Source organism: Rhizobium skierniewicense, from assembly GCF_014196515.1.
GTDB classification, from domain to species: domain Bacteria; phylum Pseudomonadota; class Alphaproteobacteria; order Rhizobiales; family Rhizobiaceae; genus Agrobacterium; species Agrobacterium skierniewicense.
In genome coordinates this window covers 184,488-199,790 of the sequence record NZ_JACIDV010000003.1, presented here as the reverse complement: position 1 = coordinate 199,790, position 15,303 = coordinate 184,488, and the positions used below count along the sequence as shown (strand labels likewise).

General features: G+C 56.9%; 11 protein-coding genes. 5 read left to right on the top strand and 6 right to left on the bottom strand.

The window, feature by feature from the left end; genetic code table 11:
* The first annotated feature begins 62 nt into the window (after positions 1 to 62).
* From mprF to iolG, 5 genes are all read left to right on the top strand, one after another.
* Positions 63 to 2,663: a bifunctional lysylphosphatidylglycerol flippase/synthetase MprF gene (gene mprF, locus GGQ73_RS05905; RefSeq protein ID WP_183894737.1), complete on the top strand. Its 2,601-nt coding sequence runs from the start codon at positions 63 to 65 to the stop codon at positions 2,661 to 2,663.
* A complete protein-coding gene (locus tag GGQ73_RS05900) occupies positions 2,660 to 4,027 on the top strand; it encodes a virulence factor family protein (RefSeq protein WP_183894735.1) in 1,368 nt (455 codons plus the stop codon). Before mprF ends, GGQ73_RS05900 begins: the two co-directional genes overlap by 4 nt.
* Positions 4,028 to 4,112: 85 nt before the next feature.
* Positions 4,113 to 5,255: a M24 family metallopeptidase gene (locus GGQ73_RS05895; protein ID WP_183894733.1), complete on the top strand. Its 1,143-nt coding sequence runs from the start codon at positions 4,113 to 4,115 to the stop codon at positions 5,253 to 5,255.
* Between the two features lie 78 nt (positions 5,256 to 5,333).
* Complete coding sequence (telA, locus tag GGQ73_RS05890) at positions 5,334 to 6,677, top strand: telomere resolvase TelA (RefSeq protein WP_183894731.1); 1,344 nt, start codon at positions 5,334 to 5,336, stop codon at positions 6,675 to 6,677.
* Positions 6,678 to 6,848: 171 nt separating this feature from the next.
* A complete protein-coding gene (iolG, locus tag GGQ73_RS05885) occupies positions 6,849 to 7,841 on the top strand; it encodes an inositol 2-dehydrogenase (protein ID WP_183894729.1) in 993 nt (330 codons plus the stop codon).
* 289 nt (positions 7,842 to 8,130) lie between these two features.
* Here iolG and GGQ73_RS05880 read toward each other — a convergent pair whose 3' ends face one another.
* Genes GGQ73_RS05880 through GGQ73_RS05855 form a run of 6 tightly spaced genes read right to left on the bottom strand, consistent with a single transcriptional unit; the run spans position 8,131 to position 15,293 of the window.
* Complete coding sequence (locus GGQ73_RS05880; protein WP_174154153.1) at positions 8,131 to 9,009, bottom strand: N-formylglutamate amidohydrolase; 879 nt, start codon at positions 9,007 to 9,009, stop codon at positions 8,131 to 8,133.
* A gap of 12 nt (positions 9,010 to 9,021) precedes the next feature.
* Positions 9,022 to 10,569, bottom strand: coding sequence for a gamma-glutamyltransferase (locus GGQ73_RS05875; protein WP_183894726.1), 1,548 nt, complete (start codon positions 10,567 to 10,569; stop codon positions 9,022 to 9,024).
* Complete coding sequence (locus GGQ73_RS05870) at positions 10,569 to 11,246, bottom strand: RraA family protein (protein ID WP_183894724.1); 678 nt, start codon at positions 11,244 to 11,246, stop codon at positions 10,569 to 10,571. Before GGQ73_RS05870 ends, GGQ73_RS05875 begins: the two co-directional genes overlap by 1 nt.
* The gene (locus GGQ73_RS05865) at positions 11,243 to 12,889 is read right to left on the bottom strand and encodes an ABC transporter ATP-binding protein (RefSeq protein ID WP_183894722.1); all 1,647 of its coding nucleotides are present in this window, start codon (positions 12,887 to 12,889) and stop codon (positions 11,243 to 11,245) included. The genes GGQ73_RS05870 and GGQ73_RS05865 overlap by 4 nt, the downstream gene beginning before the upstream one ends.
* A 2-nt stretch (positions 12,890 to 12,891) precedes the next feature.
* On the bottom strand, positions 12,892 to 13,716 hold the full coding sequence (locus GGQ73_RS05860; RefSeq protein WP_234910898.1) for a creatininase family protein: 825 nt from the start codon (positions 13,714 to 13,716) through the stop codon (positions 12,892 to 12,894).
* Positions 13,716 to 15,293, bottom strand: coding sequence for an ABC transporter substrate-binding protein (locus GGQ73_RS05855; RefSeq protein ID WP_183894718.1), 1,578 nt, complete (start codon positions 15,291 to 15,293; stop codon positions 13,716 to 13,718). Before GGQ73_RS05855 ends, GGQ73_RS05860 begins: the two co-directional genes overlap by 1 nt.
* Positions 15,294 to 15,303: the final 10 nt, after the last annotated feature.

Sequence of the window (15,303 nt, the reverse complement as noted above, 5' to 3'; positions counted from 1 at the left end):
TACCGAACTAGCGTCACAATCGTATGGTTCGCCAGAACCAATCTGGTCTCGTGGAAAAGCATATGACTGAGAAGAACGACGTCGCGCAGATCGAAGAGGCCGAGGCAGGTCTCGAAGGCTTTTTTGAGCGATACAGGACGCATATCACCTCGGTCGCGGTAACGGTCGTCTTCGTGATGATGACCTTCACCATCTATAAGCTGACCTCTGAAGTCCGTTACGACGATATCGTCGAGGCGCTGGCCGACACAAGCTGGAAGGCTGCGGCGCTTGCGGTGCTCTTTACGGGTCTGAGCTTTGCAGCTTTGATCTGTTACGATTTGAACGCCATCGAATATATCGGCAAAAAATTGCCGACCCCTTCCGTCATTGCCACCGCATTCATCGCGTATGCCGTGGGAAACACGGCAGGTTTCGGACCTTTAAGCGGCGGTGCAATTCGTTTTCGCGCCTATTCCCGCATGGGGCTGAGCCCATCCGATATTGCACGCATCATTGCCTTCGTAACGCTCTCATTCGGCCTCGGCCTGCTTGCCGTCAGCGCCTTGTCGACGCTGATCGTCGCTCCCCGCATCGCGGCCATCATCGATGTCGATTCCATGTGGCTCCGGAGCGGCGCGCTCGCCGTCATCGTTATCATGACGGCCCTGCTGTTTCTGGGCCGTAACGGTCGCGTTCTTCAGATCAAGCGGCTGAAGCTGCGTCTGCCCGATAGCCGCACCTCATCGCGCCAGTTTCTGGTGTCCGCTCTCGATATCGCTGCTTCAGCATCGGTGCTCTATGTTCTTCTGCCGGAAACGAACGTCGGCTGGCCCAGCTTTTTCGCCATTTACGCAACCGCTGTCGGCCTTGGCGTTCTCAGCCACGTACCCGCAGGTCTCGGCGTCTTCGAAACGGTCATGGTCGCGGGCCTCGGCAATGCCATCAGCCTCGATCAGTTGCTCGGCGGCCTTGTTCTCTACCGCATGATCTATCATGTTCTGCCGCTAATCGTTGCCATTATCCTGATGCTGGCAACTGAAATGAAGCAGTTTGCCTCAAAGCCCGTGATGGCGGATATCGGCCATCTTGCCGGGCGACTGGCACCGTCCCTGCTCTCGGCCTATGCGCTCATTCTCGGCACCATGCTGATTTTTTCGAGCGTGACACCGACGCCGGACAGCAATCTCGATTTCCTGTCCGGCTTCGTGCCGCTGCCGATCATCGAAGCGGCGCACTTTCTGTCGAGTATCCTTGGCCTCGTTCTGGTCGTGGCCTCGCGAGGCCTGAGCCAGCGGCTCGATGGCGCATGGTGGGTCGCCCTCGTTGCCGCCGCAGGGGGTCTGTTCCTGTCGCTCATCAAGGCGATCGCCGTTTTCGAGGCGATATTCCTTGGAATTTTCATCGTTGCGCTGTTTTTCAACGTCCGCAGCTTTACCAGACACGCCTCGCTTTTGCGACAGGCGCTGGGACCGACATGGCTTGCCGCCATGGCTGTCATCGTTGCCGGTGCGGCGACGATCCTGTTCTTTGTCTACCGTGACACAGACTACAGCCAAACGCTTTGGTGGCAGTTCGAGTTTTCGGAGGAAGCTCCGCGTAGCTTGCGAGCGTTGCTGGGTCTGGTGCTCGCCTCCTCGACTGTCGCAATCTTCAGCCTGCTGCGGCCGGTCATGTACCGCCCCGAGGAGGTTCATCCCGAAGATATCGGGAAAGCGACCGAGATCGTCAAAAGACAGGACGTGGCGGACGCCAATCTCGTGCGCATGGGTGACAAGCACGTCATGCTGTCGGAGAGCGGCAACGCCTTCATCATGTATGGCATTCGCGGCCGCTCATGGATTGCACTGGCGGATCCGGTTGGCGACGAGAACGATTTCGCCGATCTCGTCTGGCAATTCGTGGAGACCGCGCGTGCGTCGGGCGGACGCGCAGTATTCTATCAGATTTCACCGGCCATTCTCACCCATTGCGCGGATGCGGGCCTGCGCGCTTTCAAGCTGGGTGAACTCGCCATGGTCGATCTCACCCGCTTCGAGTTGAAGGGCGGCAAGCTGGCCAACCTTCGGCAATCGCTCAGCCGTGGCGCACGCGACGGGCTGACCTTTTCGGTCATCGACACACCTCAGGTTCCAGAAATCTACGATGATCTGAAGCGCGTTTCAGACTCTTGGCTTGAGCATCACAACACGCGCGAAAAGACTTTTTCGCTCGGCTCTTTCGAGAAAGACTACATTCTCTCGCAGCCCGTTGCCGTGTTGTACAAGGATGGGCAGATCACCGCGTTTGCCAACCTGCTGATGACGGAAACCAAAAAGGAAGTCACCGTCGATCTCATGCGCTTTTCGCCAGACGCGCCGCGCGGTGCCATGGACTTCCTGTTCGTCAGCATTATTGAATATATGCGCGATCAGGGTTACTCCAACTTCAATCTGGGCATGGCGCCGCTTTCGGGGATGTCGAAACGCGAGGCTGCTCCGGTTTGGGACCGGATCGGCGGGACATTATTCGAACACGGTGAGCGTTTTTATAACTTCAAGGGATTGCGAGCCTTCAAATCGAAGTTTCACCCGAAGTGGGAGCCCCGTTATGTCGCGGTTTCCAACGGTACCAGTGCCGCGTTGGCGCTAATGGACGCAACCGTTCTCATCAGCGGCGGCGTCAGAGGAGTGATTGGTAAATGACAGGCCTGAATTATCTGAAAGCCGCATTGGTCGCAGCCGCACTTTCCGTTCCACTTCATGTGTCGGCACAAGACGCCAACGGCTTTGAGACAGGCATGATCCCACCCAATCACATCATGTTGCCGGATGGCGACATGGCAGCCAACATCTTCCTGATATCCGGCCCAAACGGCTGGGGTGAAGCCGAACAGACGCAAGCCGAAGCCTTGGTCGAAAAAGGTGCGGCTGTCGTCGGTATCGATTTTCCGAAATACATCGAAGCTCTCAAAGCCGATGATGAAGACTGCATCTATATGATTTCCGACATCGAGGAATTGGCGCAGGAAATTCAGCGCAAGGCGAATGTTTCAAACTATCGCCCGCCCATCGTTGCCGGCATCGGTGACGGCGCGACGCTTGCCCTGGCGATGATCGCGCAGAGCCCGGCGGCAACGATTGGCGAAGCGGTCGCGGTCGATCCTGTTGCCAGCGTTCCTTTGGACAAGAAGATCCTGTGCACACCGGCCACGAAAGAGCCTGACAACGACCGGACCATTTACGGCCTGACCGATGGCCCGCTTCCCGCCCCCGTCAGCGTGGTCTTCACAGCGAAGGCAGACGCCAAGGGTCGCACGCATGTCGAAGACCTGCTGAAATCCCATTCCGATATTGACGTGAAGGACGTGGACGACGACGCGCAGGCGGCCCTCGGCCAGGCACTGCAAGATCGTATCGACGCAGCTGGCAATGGCGACAACCCGCTGGGACTGCCATTGACGGTTCTGGAAGCCAAGCCAACCATGGATACCATGGCCATCATCTATTCCGGTGACGGCGGCTGGCGCGATCTGGATAAGGATGTCGGAGGCTTCTTGCAGCAGGACGGCATACCGACCATAGGCATCGATTCCCTGCGCTACTTCTGGTCCGAGAAAAAGCCGCAGGATATTGCCGACGACCTCTCGCGTATCATCGACACCTATCGCAAGGAGTGGAAGGTCAAGAACGTCATGTTGATCGGTTACTCGTTCGGCGCGGATGTCATACCCGTCACCTTCAACCTTCTGCCTGCCAAGGACAAAAGCCGCGTCGTGCAGATGAGCCTGTTGTCTCTATCCCACGAGGTCTCCTACGAAATCTCCGTGGGGGGATGGCTGGGCGTCTCTGGCTCGGGCGAGCAGGATCCGGTCAAGGACCTCGATAAAATCGACCCAAAGATCGTCCAGTGCGTTTACGGAACAGATGACGAAGACGCCGCCTGCCCGGCCCTGAAAGACAAGGGCGCGGAAATCATCGGTATCGATGGCGGGCATCATTTTGACGAAGATTATGAAGCTCTCACCAAGCGCCTTATCGCGTCTCTCAAAAAACGTCTGGGGCAATAGATAACGAGGCATTTCGTTGTCGACATATTGAATACATAACTTCAACTCTGTATTCCGTGTGATGTCGTCAACGAAAGATCACGCCATGTTTCCCGGTTCCAAACCAGCCTTTATCGAAAATGCCGAGCGACTGGAAAGACTGACACGCCTCCGCAGCCGCATGGAGGAGCAAGGTATCGGCGCTTTGCTCCTCGGCTCCACGGAAAGCCTGCGCTACTTCACAGGTTTGGTGTGGCACCAGAGCGAGCGCCTTCTGGGAGCCGTGGTCACCGCGACCGACCTCCACTATATCGTTCCGGGCTTTGAAAAAAGTCGCGTTGAAACGCTCCCGCATATCGGTGGCGAAATCCACATCTGGCAGGAAGAGCACAATCCCGCATCGCTGGTTGCTTCCATCGTCGGACCTGCGGGACGTGTCGCTCTGGATGATGCGCTACCGCTTTTCGTCTACAACGGTCTCGCGAAACAACTCGAACAGGACCGCCTCATCGATGGGGGCCTTTTGATCAGCACATTGCGCGCGCGCAAATCACCCTGCGAAATCGCGATACTTCAATATGCGATGAATTTGACACTGGAGGTGCAGAAGCGAGCGCATGGTCTGATGAAACCCGGTATCCGCGCATCGGAGGTCGTTCGCTTCATCAACGAGCAGCATCTGGAGCTTGGCGGTGAAGGCGGCTCGTCATTCTGTATCGTTTCCTTCGGTGCTGCCACATCGCTTCCGCACGGAGCAGATGGTGATCAGACCTTGCAGCAGGGCGACGTCATTCTGGTGGACACCGGCACACGCATCGACGGTTACCATTCCGATATCACCCGGACCTATGTTCTCGACGAACCAACACCGGAATTTGCGAAGGCCTGGGGCATCGAGCGCGAAGCTCAACAGGCGGTCTATGATGCCGCGAAACTGGGTGCGCCCTGCAGCAGTTTGGATGATGCTGCACGCACCGTCATGGCAAGGCACGGCTTGGGACCGGATTATGCGCTGCCGGGCCTGCCGCATCGCGCTGGCCATGGTCTCGGGCTGGAAATTCACGAGGCACCCTATATCGTCCGTGGAAATTCCACGCCGCTGGCGCAAGGCATGTGCTTCTCCAATGAGCCGATGCTGGTCTATCCCGATCAGTTCGGTATTCGTCTGGAGGATCATATTTATATGGACAGCGAAGGCGCCCGCTGGTTTACCCAACCTGCGGCCTCTCCAACGATACCGTTTTCCTGACTGCGCAATGAAATATACCCATTGCTATCGCACATAATATATACTTTTTAAGCGCGAATCACACCGCTGGAGCTTTTGATGTCCGTTGCCGAAAAAAGAAAAACAAAAACGCCTGTTCTGGTCGATCGGATCGCGGATTTTATCGAGACAATAAAAGCCACCCAGAAGGCGGATGGCACTTTCGATACAAAGAAAATCGGTGCTTTGTGGAACGAGGAAGTGCGCTTTCATTTCGACAATGGTCGTACGGAAAAGACGCTTGAGCTCTACATCGTAAAATATAGATATGCGCTCAAGGATGCGTTCGGCCCGAAAACGACCCCCCTTGCGATCTGCAACATGAAGAAGCTGCGGGAACGGCTGGATGCCTATATCAAGACCGTCGAGTATCCCGTAAAGGGCGTAGCGACCTCCATCGAGGAGAAGCTGGAACGCGCGGGCGCCAATATGGCCGGACGCAAACCACGGTTTCTGTTGCGTGTGTCTGATTTCATCGCCGCCACGAACGGCGTGACCACAAAGCCTGACATGCAGGCCCTGTGGGATGCGGAAATGGCATCGATGGCAGACAAGGCGCAGGCAACGGTCATCTCCTACATCACCAAATATCGCAACGCGCTTCGTGAAGCGTTTGGCGACGATCACCCCATGCTGCGCATCGCCGCCGGAACGCCCCAGATTTACGACGAAGCACGCAAAATCAAGATGGCGAAAATCGCCAACAAGCACGGGTCGCTCATTACCTTCGAGAACCATGCAGAGGTCATGAAACGGTGCCGTCGCTACCTGCAATCGTTCGACATCATGACTGTTGCCATCGGCCTGATGGGCACCACGGGCCGCCGCCCTTATGAGATTTTCACGCAAGCCGAACTGACGCCCGCACCCTACGGAAAAGGTGTTTCGAAATGGAGTGTCCTGTTCAACGGACAGGCGAAGACCAAACAGGGTGAAGGCACCAAATTCGGTGTCACATACGAAATCCCTGTGCTGGAACAGTCGAAAATTGTGCTGGACGCCTATCGCCGCCTGCGGGAGAGCAGCGATGGCAAGCTTTGGTTCGGGCTGAGCGTGGACGATTTCACGTCGGAGGTCCGGTTGCCGCTGCGTGACGCGGTCATCAGCAAATTTGAAGACATCTGGCCGAAGGAAGAGCCGCCGAAACCCTATGGCCTGCGCCATCTTTATGCAGAAATCGCGTTTCGTAATTTCGCCCCGTCCAGCGTCACCAAAAACAGCTATTTCGCGGCTATCCTCGGCCACAACAACAACGACCTCGAAACGTCGCTGTCTTACATGACCTACACATTTCCAGAGGATAAGGAGCAGTCCAAGGCCCGTGCAGAGCGTGTGGCAGAGCGGACGATCCAGCAGATGGTGAGTGTAAACCAGATACCGGGAATGCCCGCCAAAGCTGGCTGATCAGAACACCTCTCGCAGTGGCATCACCTGTCGCTGTTACGAAGAGCGCGAGCCATCTTGTCGCCTTGACAGGTGTGAACTGTCGTTCTAGCAAGATGGAACATATATTCCAAAACAGGCGTGTGTCCGCATTTGCGTTCCACGCCAAGATACTGAAATCGGGAGGAAACGATGGTTACGAGATTGGCTTTGCTGGGCGCGGGTCGCATCGGAAAAGTGCATGCGAAAGCGATCGCTTCCGACAAACGCGCAAAACTGGTCGCTGTGGTCGATGCCTTTGAGGAGGCCGCACTGGCCATTGCCGATGAAACAGGCTGCGCGATCAGCACGATCGACGCCGTGTTGACAGATCCCGATATCGACGCCGTCATCATCTGCACGCCGACCAACACCCATGCCGACCTGATCGAGCGTTTTGCGCGGGCTGGCAAGGCGATCTTCTGCGAAAAACCGATCGATCTGGATGTCGCGCGTGCGCAGGCCTGTATCGATGTGGTCAAGGAAACCGGCGCAAAGATCATGCTTGGGTTCAACCGCCGCTTCGATCCGCATTTCCGCGCTGTTCGCAAGGCCATCGATGACGGCCAGATCGGCAAGGTCGAAATGGTGACCATCACAAGCCGCGATCCCGGCGCGCCGCCCCCGGAATATATCAAGGTTTCCGGCGGCATTTTCCGCGATATGACGATCCACGACTTCGACATCGCCCGCTTCCTGTTGGGCGAAGATATTGTCAGCGTTTTCGCGACAGGCTCGGTTCTGGTCGATCCCAAAATCGGTGAACTCGGCGACTATGACAGTGCGAGCATCATATTGACCACTGCCAGCGGTCGTCAGGCAATGATCTCGAACTCCCGGCGCGCAACCTATGGCTATGACCAGCGTATTGAGGTTCACGGTTCACTCGGCTCTGTCGCGGCCGAAAACCAGCGGCCGGTGTCCATCGAAGTCGCCACCAAGGACGGCTATACGCGCCCGCCGCTCCACGATTTCTTCATGACGCGGTACACGGCGGCCTATGCTGCCGAAATCGCAGCGTTCATCGACGCCATCGAAACCAATGTCGCACCCTCGCCATCTGCCCATGATGGCTTGATCGCGCTGAAACTTGCCGATGCTGCATTGAAATCGGCGCGTGAAAAAGTGGTCGTCCAGGTCGTCTGACACTGATTGAAAAGGCGAGGCTCCTCGTCTCGCCTTTTCCATGCCATTGATAATCGGCACAAAAAACGACACTTTCCAGACATTTCGGGGGAAGCATCTGACGATGCTGAGATGGCGCTGAGCCGGACGCTTGAACGCGGGCCGGCTTGCCGTAGCAACTGGCTGCGACGGAGCTAGCGGTTCACAAGAACCAGACCGTTCTCGTCTACACCATGGATCTGGAATACGCTGGCGGAAGCAGGAGCCATCCACACCATCAATCGAAAAGGCCGCGAGTGAAATGGACGCGCTATGGCTCTCCGGACTTTACATAGTCTTTCAAAACCGTACCCAGCCTGGCAAGGTTTTCCTTAAGCTCCGAATAACCGGCATTTTTCTCTCGGGTCACCTCATCCATGTAGAGGCTCCGATTGAGTTCGATCTGAATGCTGTGGCGGTTTTTCGCAGGCGTGTTGTAGGCTGAGACCAGCTCGGCGCCGCGGAACGGAACGTTCAGAGAAACGGAATAGCCGAAGCTTTCCAGTGTTTTGATCACCAGTTGCACAAAGTCCGGTTCACTGCTTGTGCCATCGTAGTCGCCAATGACGATGTCCTTGCGGATTGTCCCGGCGGGATCGGGAGACAGGACATGACCGAAGGCTGGCATGGAGTGACAATTCACGTGATAGACACGGTCGAAAGTGTCATATGTCGTGTCCAGGAGGTGAACCAGCGCCCGGTGGTATGGACGCCAGTAGGTGTCGATACGGTTTTCCAGCTCAGCCACGCTGAGCTTGCGGTCATACATGGGTTGATCACCCCAGGCGAAACGCCAGATCAGTCCCATGCCGCGTCGGGCAGACGCGCTTTCTCGCACGGCGTGCGGCCATGTTCCATCGACCAGCTCCAGATCGACGTCTTCCAGGGACCGATTGAGATCGAGAAAACTCCGGGGGAAATGCGCCAGAAGCATCGGCGCCCCGATCGCAGGTGCAAAGTCGAAGAGGTCATCGACATAGGTATCGGACGCAACGAGCACTAAGTCGTCCGACGCTATTTTTTCAAAATGCTTCGGGATGGCCAAGCCGCTGTGGGGTGAGTCAAAGACCATCGGTATGGCGGGCGCTGTCGCCGGGATTATGGAAAGTACGCCGTCCATTTCGAGAGGCGAAATAGAAAATTCCGTCATATGATCTTCCATCTATGCGACAGCGGCGAAAGCGGCTGGATAGCTCGTATCAGCCATTCCGATAAATCTTTCGCCGCGACGACCAATCATACCTGGTGCAGCAAACGGTCTGGGGAAAACAACCTGCGCGGCGGGTCTGACGCTGGCGATCTCCGACAGCGCTGCGATGTAGGTGGCGGGCATATCCACGTTGACGATGATGTCACTGTGCGGACCGGTGGTCATGCGCGGCATGTTCATCGCGTCTTCAATATCCATGCCGGCGTGAACAATCATTCCCGTCAGTTGCGCGAGCGATGGGACAATCTGGTTGCCCCCTGCGGCGCCATAGGCGGCGAAGGTGCCGTTCGGGTCCGTAACGACGACAGGGCACATATTGCTGGACGCATAGGCATTGGGGGTTAGGGAATTGGCGCGGCCCGGCGTGGGGTCAAACCAAGACATGCCATTATTGAGGAGAATGCCGGTGGAGGGAGACATTGCCCTTGCACCGAACCGGTTGAGCAGCGTGAAGGTGATCGCGACCATCCGCCCTTCGGAATCCACGGCATTCACCTGGGTCGTGCTGGTCTTGTTGGTTGTTTCTGCCGGATTGAGCCTGCGGCGATGGGCGCCAAAGGCCTCCCACAAGGCGTACGACATCGTCGTGAAGAAACGCGCATCAACAGGGCCGGCCCCACGCTTTTCGTCAAAGAACGACAAGGCTTCGAACAGACGCTGTCCCGCACTCGTGTCTCCCGCCACATGAAGGGTCTTGCCCTGTAACGACATCTTCCGCGCAGGGTAGATCAATGGTTCGTAAGCCACCAGATCCTCAAGTGTCATGAAGCTTCCACCCGCGCGCATATCGGCGATCAGCTGTTGCCCGACAGATCCTCCATAAAGCGCATCCGGGCCTTCACTCGCCAGCGTTTCCAGTGTTCCGACAAGCGCTTTCAACGGCAGAACCGTTCCAGGTTCCGGTGGATAACCATCCGGCAGGAACACCGAACGCGCACCTTCGTCTTTTGCGAGACCGGATGCGGCGATAGCGATAGCCAGTGTCGTATGCCAGTCCACCACAAGGCCCTTTCGCGCTCTTTCGATGGCTGGTGCAAGCGCTGCATCAAAACCGATTGTGCCGTAGCGCTTCAGCGCCTGCGCGAAACCGCGCACGCATCCCGGAATAACAGCCGCAGTAAAGCCGTCGACGTTGCGGTTCTCCACGGACGCTGGATGTCCGATGAACGTCTTTATGCTGGGGTCTGGTTTGTAGAAGGCGGCGTCGAAGGATGATGGAACGCGCCCAGTAAATTCGATTGTATCAACCGTGCCATCCGGTTGCGCCACCAGCATGTAACCGCATGCTGCAAGACTGGTCATCCAAGGCTCGACCGTCTGGAGAGTGAACGCTGCTGTCACCGCCGCATCGACAGCATTTCCACCTGCGCGCAGCACAGCGGCCCCGGCTTCTGCTGCGACAAAATGCTGTGAGGTCACCACACCGCGTTCGCTAACGCCGGCAGACTTGCGGGTTGTACTGCGCTCTACGCGCAGGTGATCGAACTGCGGATTTTCCATTACCTCGTCTCCAGCGCTGTCGCCACCATTCGGCTGGCACCCGAAAGGTCACCCAGCTTTTCACCAGCTTCGATCTTGCCCTTGTTGCGACCGGCGCGCGCTTGCCTGATCATCGCCTCGGCGACGACCTCCTCGGCCTCATCGATTGGGATGACAACAATACCACTGGCATCCGCAACGACGATATCACCGGGCATGACCGGAACATTGCCGCAGGAGACGGGAAGGTTGAGCGAGCCACCCAGGTCATTCAGCCGGGTTGTTATGCCCGAGACGCCACGAGACCATAGCGGCATACCAAGTTCGATTATTTCTTCGACATCCGTACACGGCCCGTCAATGACGACGCCGATTGCGCCCGCGGTTTTGATAGCAAATGCAACGCCGCCGCCGATGCAGGCGTGCCGATCATCTCCCAACCGGTCAACGAACAAAAAGTCACCAGGCCGTATGAAGGACACCGCATGGTGAAGCAGCGTCGAGTCCGTCGCGGGAATGGCAACGGTGACAGCCGTACCAACCCATGTGCGCCCCACCTCGACCACGGGGCTGATGGCGTGGTGAACGAAACCACGGTGACGGAAATGGCCGATCGTGGCGACCTCGACACTCTCAAATCGTGCAACAAGATCTGGATCGACTTGCTTCGGTTGGTTGCCAATATGATATTTTTTCATGATATGTCCTCTGCGGGTATGCGGGCATCCGGCATCGCTTGGTTGTGCTGCCAGCCTTTGCCCGGAACCGCTGCAAGCAGTTCTTTGGTGTAAGCCTCTTTCGGCGCTCCAAACAACGACGCGGGATCGCCGCGCTCGACGATGCGGCCATGGCGCATGACGGCGATGTTGTCGCAGATCTGGCTTGCTACTCTCAGATCATGCGTGATGAACAGAATGCCGAAGCCGAGCCGAGCCTGCATCGTTGCCAGCAGTTCCAGAACCTGCGCCTGTACGGATACGTCGAGAGCAGAGACGGATTCGTCGGCGATCAGCAGTTCCGGTTCTACCGCGAGCGCACGGGCAATGCAGATGCGCTGCCTTTGTCCGCCGGAAAACTCATGCGGAAACCGTGTCGCCGAAGCGCGGTCAAGACCACAGGCCTCCAGCAAATCAAGCGCCCGGTGCATGGCCGCCTTTGCGGCGAGCCCGTGGACGATCGGCCCTTCGGCGATGGCGTCACCGATCCGTTGACGAGGATCGAGCGCCGTATAAGGGTCCTGGAAAACGATCTGGACCTTGCGCCGAGCCTCGCGCAGCGATTTGCCGCGCAGGCCGGAGAAATCACCATCGGAAATGACGATATCGCCGCTTTCAGGCTGGACGAGCCGGATCACGCATTGCGCCAGCGTCGATTTTCCTGAGCCGGATTCACCGACCAGTCCAAGCGTTTCACCTCTGCGAATGGTGATGTCGACATTGTCCACAGCCTTGACGACACGACCTGAGCCAAACACGCCCGACATCGAAAACGTCTTGATGATGTTTTTGGCAATCAGAACAGGCGTGCCCAACCCTTCGCGTTCTTTTCGCGGCGTCAGTGTCGGAACCGCTGCCAATAATCGTTTTGTATAATCCTGTCGCGGATGATTAAGCACATCATCACGGGTACCGATCTCGACGAGTTTTCCCTTTTGCATCACGGCCACGCGATCCGCAATCTCCGCCACCACGCCAAAATCATGCGTGATGAAAATGATGCCCGTTTCATGCCGCTCCCGCAATTCAAGCATCAGCTTCAGGATTTGCGCTTGCGTGGTGACATCGAGTGCCGTCGTCGGTTCATCGGCAATCAGGACCGACGGATTGAGCGCCAGTGCCGTGGCAATCATCACACGCTGGCACTGCCCACCGGATAATTGGTGCGGATAGGAATGGAAGATCTGCTCCGGGTTGGGCAGATGCACTTCCTCAAACAGCTTGATGACCCGTTCCTTGATCTGGGATTTCGACAGTGATGTGTGAACGCGAAACGCCTCGGACACCTGTTCGCCAATCCTGAAGATGGGATTGAGTGCCGCCGTTGGTTCCTGAAAAATCATGGCAATGCTGCGGCCGGTGATGCCGCGCCGCGCCGCGTCGTCTATCGTCAGGAGGTTCTTGTTTTCGAACATCACCTGACCGATCGGTTTGCCGAGATTGCTGGGCAATAACCCCATGGTCGCCAATGCCGTCAGGGATTTTCCCGACCCGGATTCTCCGACGATGCACAGAATCTCGCCCTTGGCGACGCTGAGAGACAAATCTTCGACGGCAAAACCACGGTCCGCGCCTTGAGGCAAGGGAACGCTCAGATGATCGATCGATAACCTTACGTCACTCATGGTCACATCGCCTTTTGTGTCTGGTGGGAAGGGGAGCGCATATCCCACGCGCGCATATGGTCGACAAACCGGCTGCAGAAACCGACGAGATGTTCGACGATCCGCTGGCCGTTTTCGGCGCTTGCCAGTTCGGGGTCCCCACCCAGCATGCCGTCGGCGTTCACTTCATGGCAGTTGAGCGGCACATGAACCGGCATGCCCTCGAACTGCACAGTGTTGACGCCGCCGGTGGGAAGTCCGAATGCCTTGGCACGACCTGCCGGTTTTCTGAGGTCCATTCGCAGCAAATCCGGGAACAGGTGCATGTACACCGAGGTTAGAGGTTCGCCGCCGTGACCGCGTGCCTCGGCCACCGCAGGACCATAAAGATCTTTCCACAAGGTGTCCGGTATGGACTGCCACAGATTGATAGACGCCACTGACACGCCACGCTCTGCCCGAATGCGGCGCACCGCCTGATCGATCAGCGATGCATTCGTCGTGTGACCGTTAAGGATCAAGATATGCTCTATACCGTGGTCCAGGAAGGCGTTGACCATATCCTCAACGACAGCCGAAAATGTCGATGGCCTCAACTGGATGCCACCCGGGATCGTTTTGAAAAAATCCGCATAACCAAAGGGAATGGTCGGAGCAGCGACAGCGCCTGACAGTTCGGCGACCTTGAGCGCGATGGCCTCAGTCAGCATGAAATCCCCCATCGGAGCATGAGGCCCTTGCTCTTCCTGGCTCCCGAAAGGAAGCAGCATGACGGGCTTTTCAGGAAGGCGTTCGCGAAACTCCGCGAACGTCATGTCCTTGAGGGCATTTTTCTGCACGGTTGCCATCATACGAACTTGAAGTAATCGCCGTAGATGCGCATTTCGCCATTGGGCTTGAGGCGGAACTCTATCCCGTCCCGATGCGCACAATTATAGACGCTCTTCCAGAAATAGTACCCGGGCGTTACCCGCTGCCATTCATCCGAAAGCGCCAGATAGGCCTTTTTCCGGTCTTCGAACTCCGTCGTGGCATCGAATTTCTTGCCGAGTTCGATGAACTCGGGGGTTGGATCCCAGGTCTTCCAGGTCGCCGTCGAACGGGACGCCGTTGGGCCCCAATCGAGCCAGAGTGGCTGATAGGGATCACCCGGAATGAAGTCCGAGCTCATCGACATGTTCATCATGTGGTACGGCCTGCGATAAACCAGCTCGAAATTGTCCAACACCTGAGCCTGAACATTGACGCCGATTTCACGCCATTGCTCAATCATGATTTCGGCTGCAGCTTCGTAGTTCGGATAGAACTGGCGCGTGATGTGCCAGAGCAAAGGTTCCCCTTTGTATTTTGTCTTTGCGACCAGCGCCTTGGCAGCTTCCACATCATAGGGCAGCTTGACCGGCAAATTCGGGTCGTAAAACTTGCCATATTCCTTGAAGTTGAACGGCACCGCCGGGTGCTCGGTCGTTCCATTGAACAGCGCCTGCACGATGGCGTTCATGTCGATCGCCTGCACCATCGCATAGCGAAGGTTGGGATCGACAAGCGGATTGTCGACCGGATCGGGCCGTGTATTGAATGCAAGTGCGGGATAATTATCCGCCAGGACACGCTTCAGCGTCACACCGTCATAGCTCTCAAGAGAGGCTTCCTGATCGGTGGGAATGTTGACGATGAAGTCGAATTCCTTGGACACGAGACCTGCCATGCGGGCGGCAAATTCCGGAATGATTTTCCAGTTGATTGTCTGAGCCGGCGGTGGCCCCGCCCAATAGTCGTCAAACGCCTCCAGCACCATGATCTCGCCGGACCGAAACGTCGTAACCTTGTAAGGTCCTGTCCCGATGGGCTTCTGGCCAAAGGCATCGACGCCCACTTCCAGATAGTATTTTTTCGGAACGACGAAACCGACGTAACCCGTCAGTTTGGCCGGGATATTGGGGTCAGGTGCCACGGTCTCGATCTCGAACGTATATTTTCCGGTCGCTTCGACACGTTTGAATCCCGCCGTAAACGTCTTACCGCGCGGTTCGAACGGTTTTTCGCCCCAAAGGCGCTCAGGTGACAGGGTAAAGACCGCATCTTCGGCTGTCATTTCACTGCCATCGTGGAATTTCACGCCTTCGCGCAGCGTGAATGACCAGATATTTCCCTTCTGCTCCCATTTTGTCGCAAGCTTGGGAGCGAAGATCAGACCGTTCTCATCATTGATGTAATCGCGCTCGACCAGCGTGTCGTAGAAATTGGGGAAAATGCGACGCGATGTCGTGGAGATGCCGTTGATGGGCGCCATCGTGGCCCATAGATTATCAACTGCGATGTTGAGGGTTGGTCGCTGCCGGGCCTGCGCCAATGGCACACGGCCCGCGAGGGTAACCGCGCCCGCTGCGAGAAAAAGACTTCCAACTTCACGCCTGGTAAACATATTCTACGCT

What these genes read in the sequence shown, in the direction of transcription:
- GGQ73_RS05875 (WP_183894726.1), bottom strand. Translation starts at nt 10,569, where the DNA reads ATGGAAAATCCGCAGTTCGATCACCTGCGCGTAGAGCGCAGTACAACC.
- GGQ73_RS05860 (WP_234910898.1), bottom strand. Translation starts at nt 13,716, where the DNA reads ATGGCAACCGTGCAGAAAAATGCCCTCAAGGACATGACGTTCGCGGAG.
- telA (WP_183894731.1), top strand. Translation starts at nt 5,334, where the DNA reads ATGTCCGTTGCCGAAAAAAGAAAAACAAAAACGCCTGTTCTGGTCGAT.
- GGQ73_RS05880 (WP_174154153.1), bottom strand. Translation starts at nt 9,009, where the DNA reads ATGACGGAATTTTCTATTTCGCCTCTCGAAATGGACGGCGTACTTTCC.
- iolG (WP_183894729.1), top strand. Translation starts at nt 6,849, where the DNA reads ATGGTTACGAGATTGGCTTTGCTGGGCGCGGGTCGCATCGGAAAAGTG.
- GGQ73_RS05865 (WP_183894722.1), bottom strand. Translation starts at nt 12,889, where the DNA reads ATGAGTGACGTAAGGTTATCGATCGATCATCTGAGCGTTCCCTTGCCT.
- GGQ73_RS05900 (WP_183894735.1), top strand. Translation starts at nt 2,660, where the DNA reads ATGACAGGCCTGAATTATCTGAAAGCCGCATTGGTCGCAGCCGCACTT.
- GGQ73_RS05855 (WP_183894718.1), bottom strand. Translation starts at nt 15,293, where the DNA reads ATGTTTACCAGGCGTGAAGTTGGAAGTCTTTTTCTCGCAGCGGGCGCG.
- GGQ73_RS05895 (WP_183894733.1), top strand. Translation starts at nt 4,113, where the DNA reads ATGTTTCCCGGTTCCAAACCAGCCTTTATCGAAAATGCCGAGCGACTG.
- mprF (WP_183894737.1), top strand. Translation starts at nt 63, where the DNA reads ATGACTGAGAAGAACGACGTCGCGCAGATCGAAGAGGCCGAGGCAGGT.
- GGQ73_RS05870 (WP_183894724.1), bottom strand. Translation starts at nt 11,246, where the DNA reads ATGAAAAAATATCATATTGGCAACCAACCGAAGCAAGTCGATCCAGAT.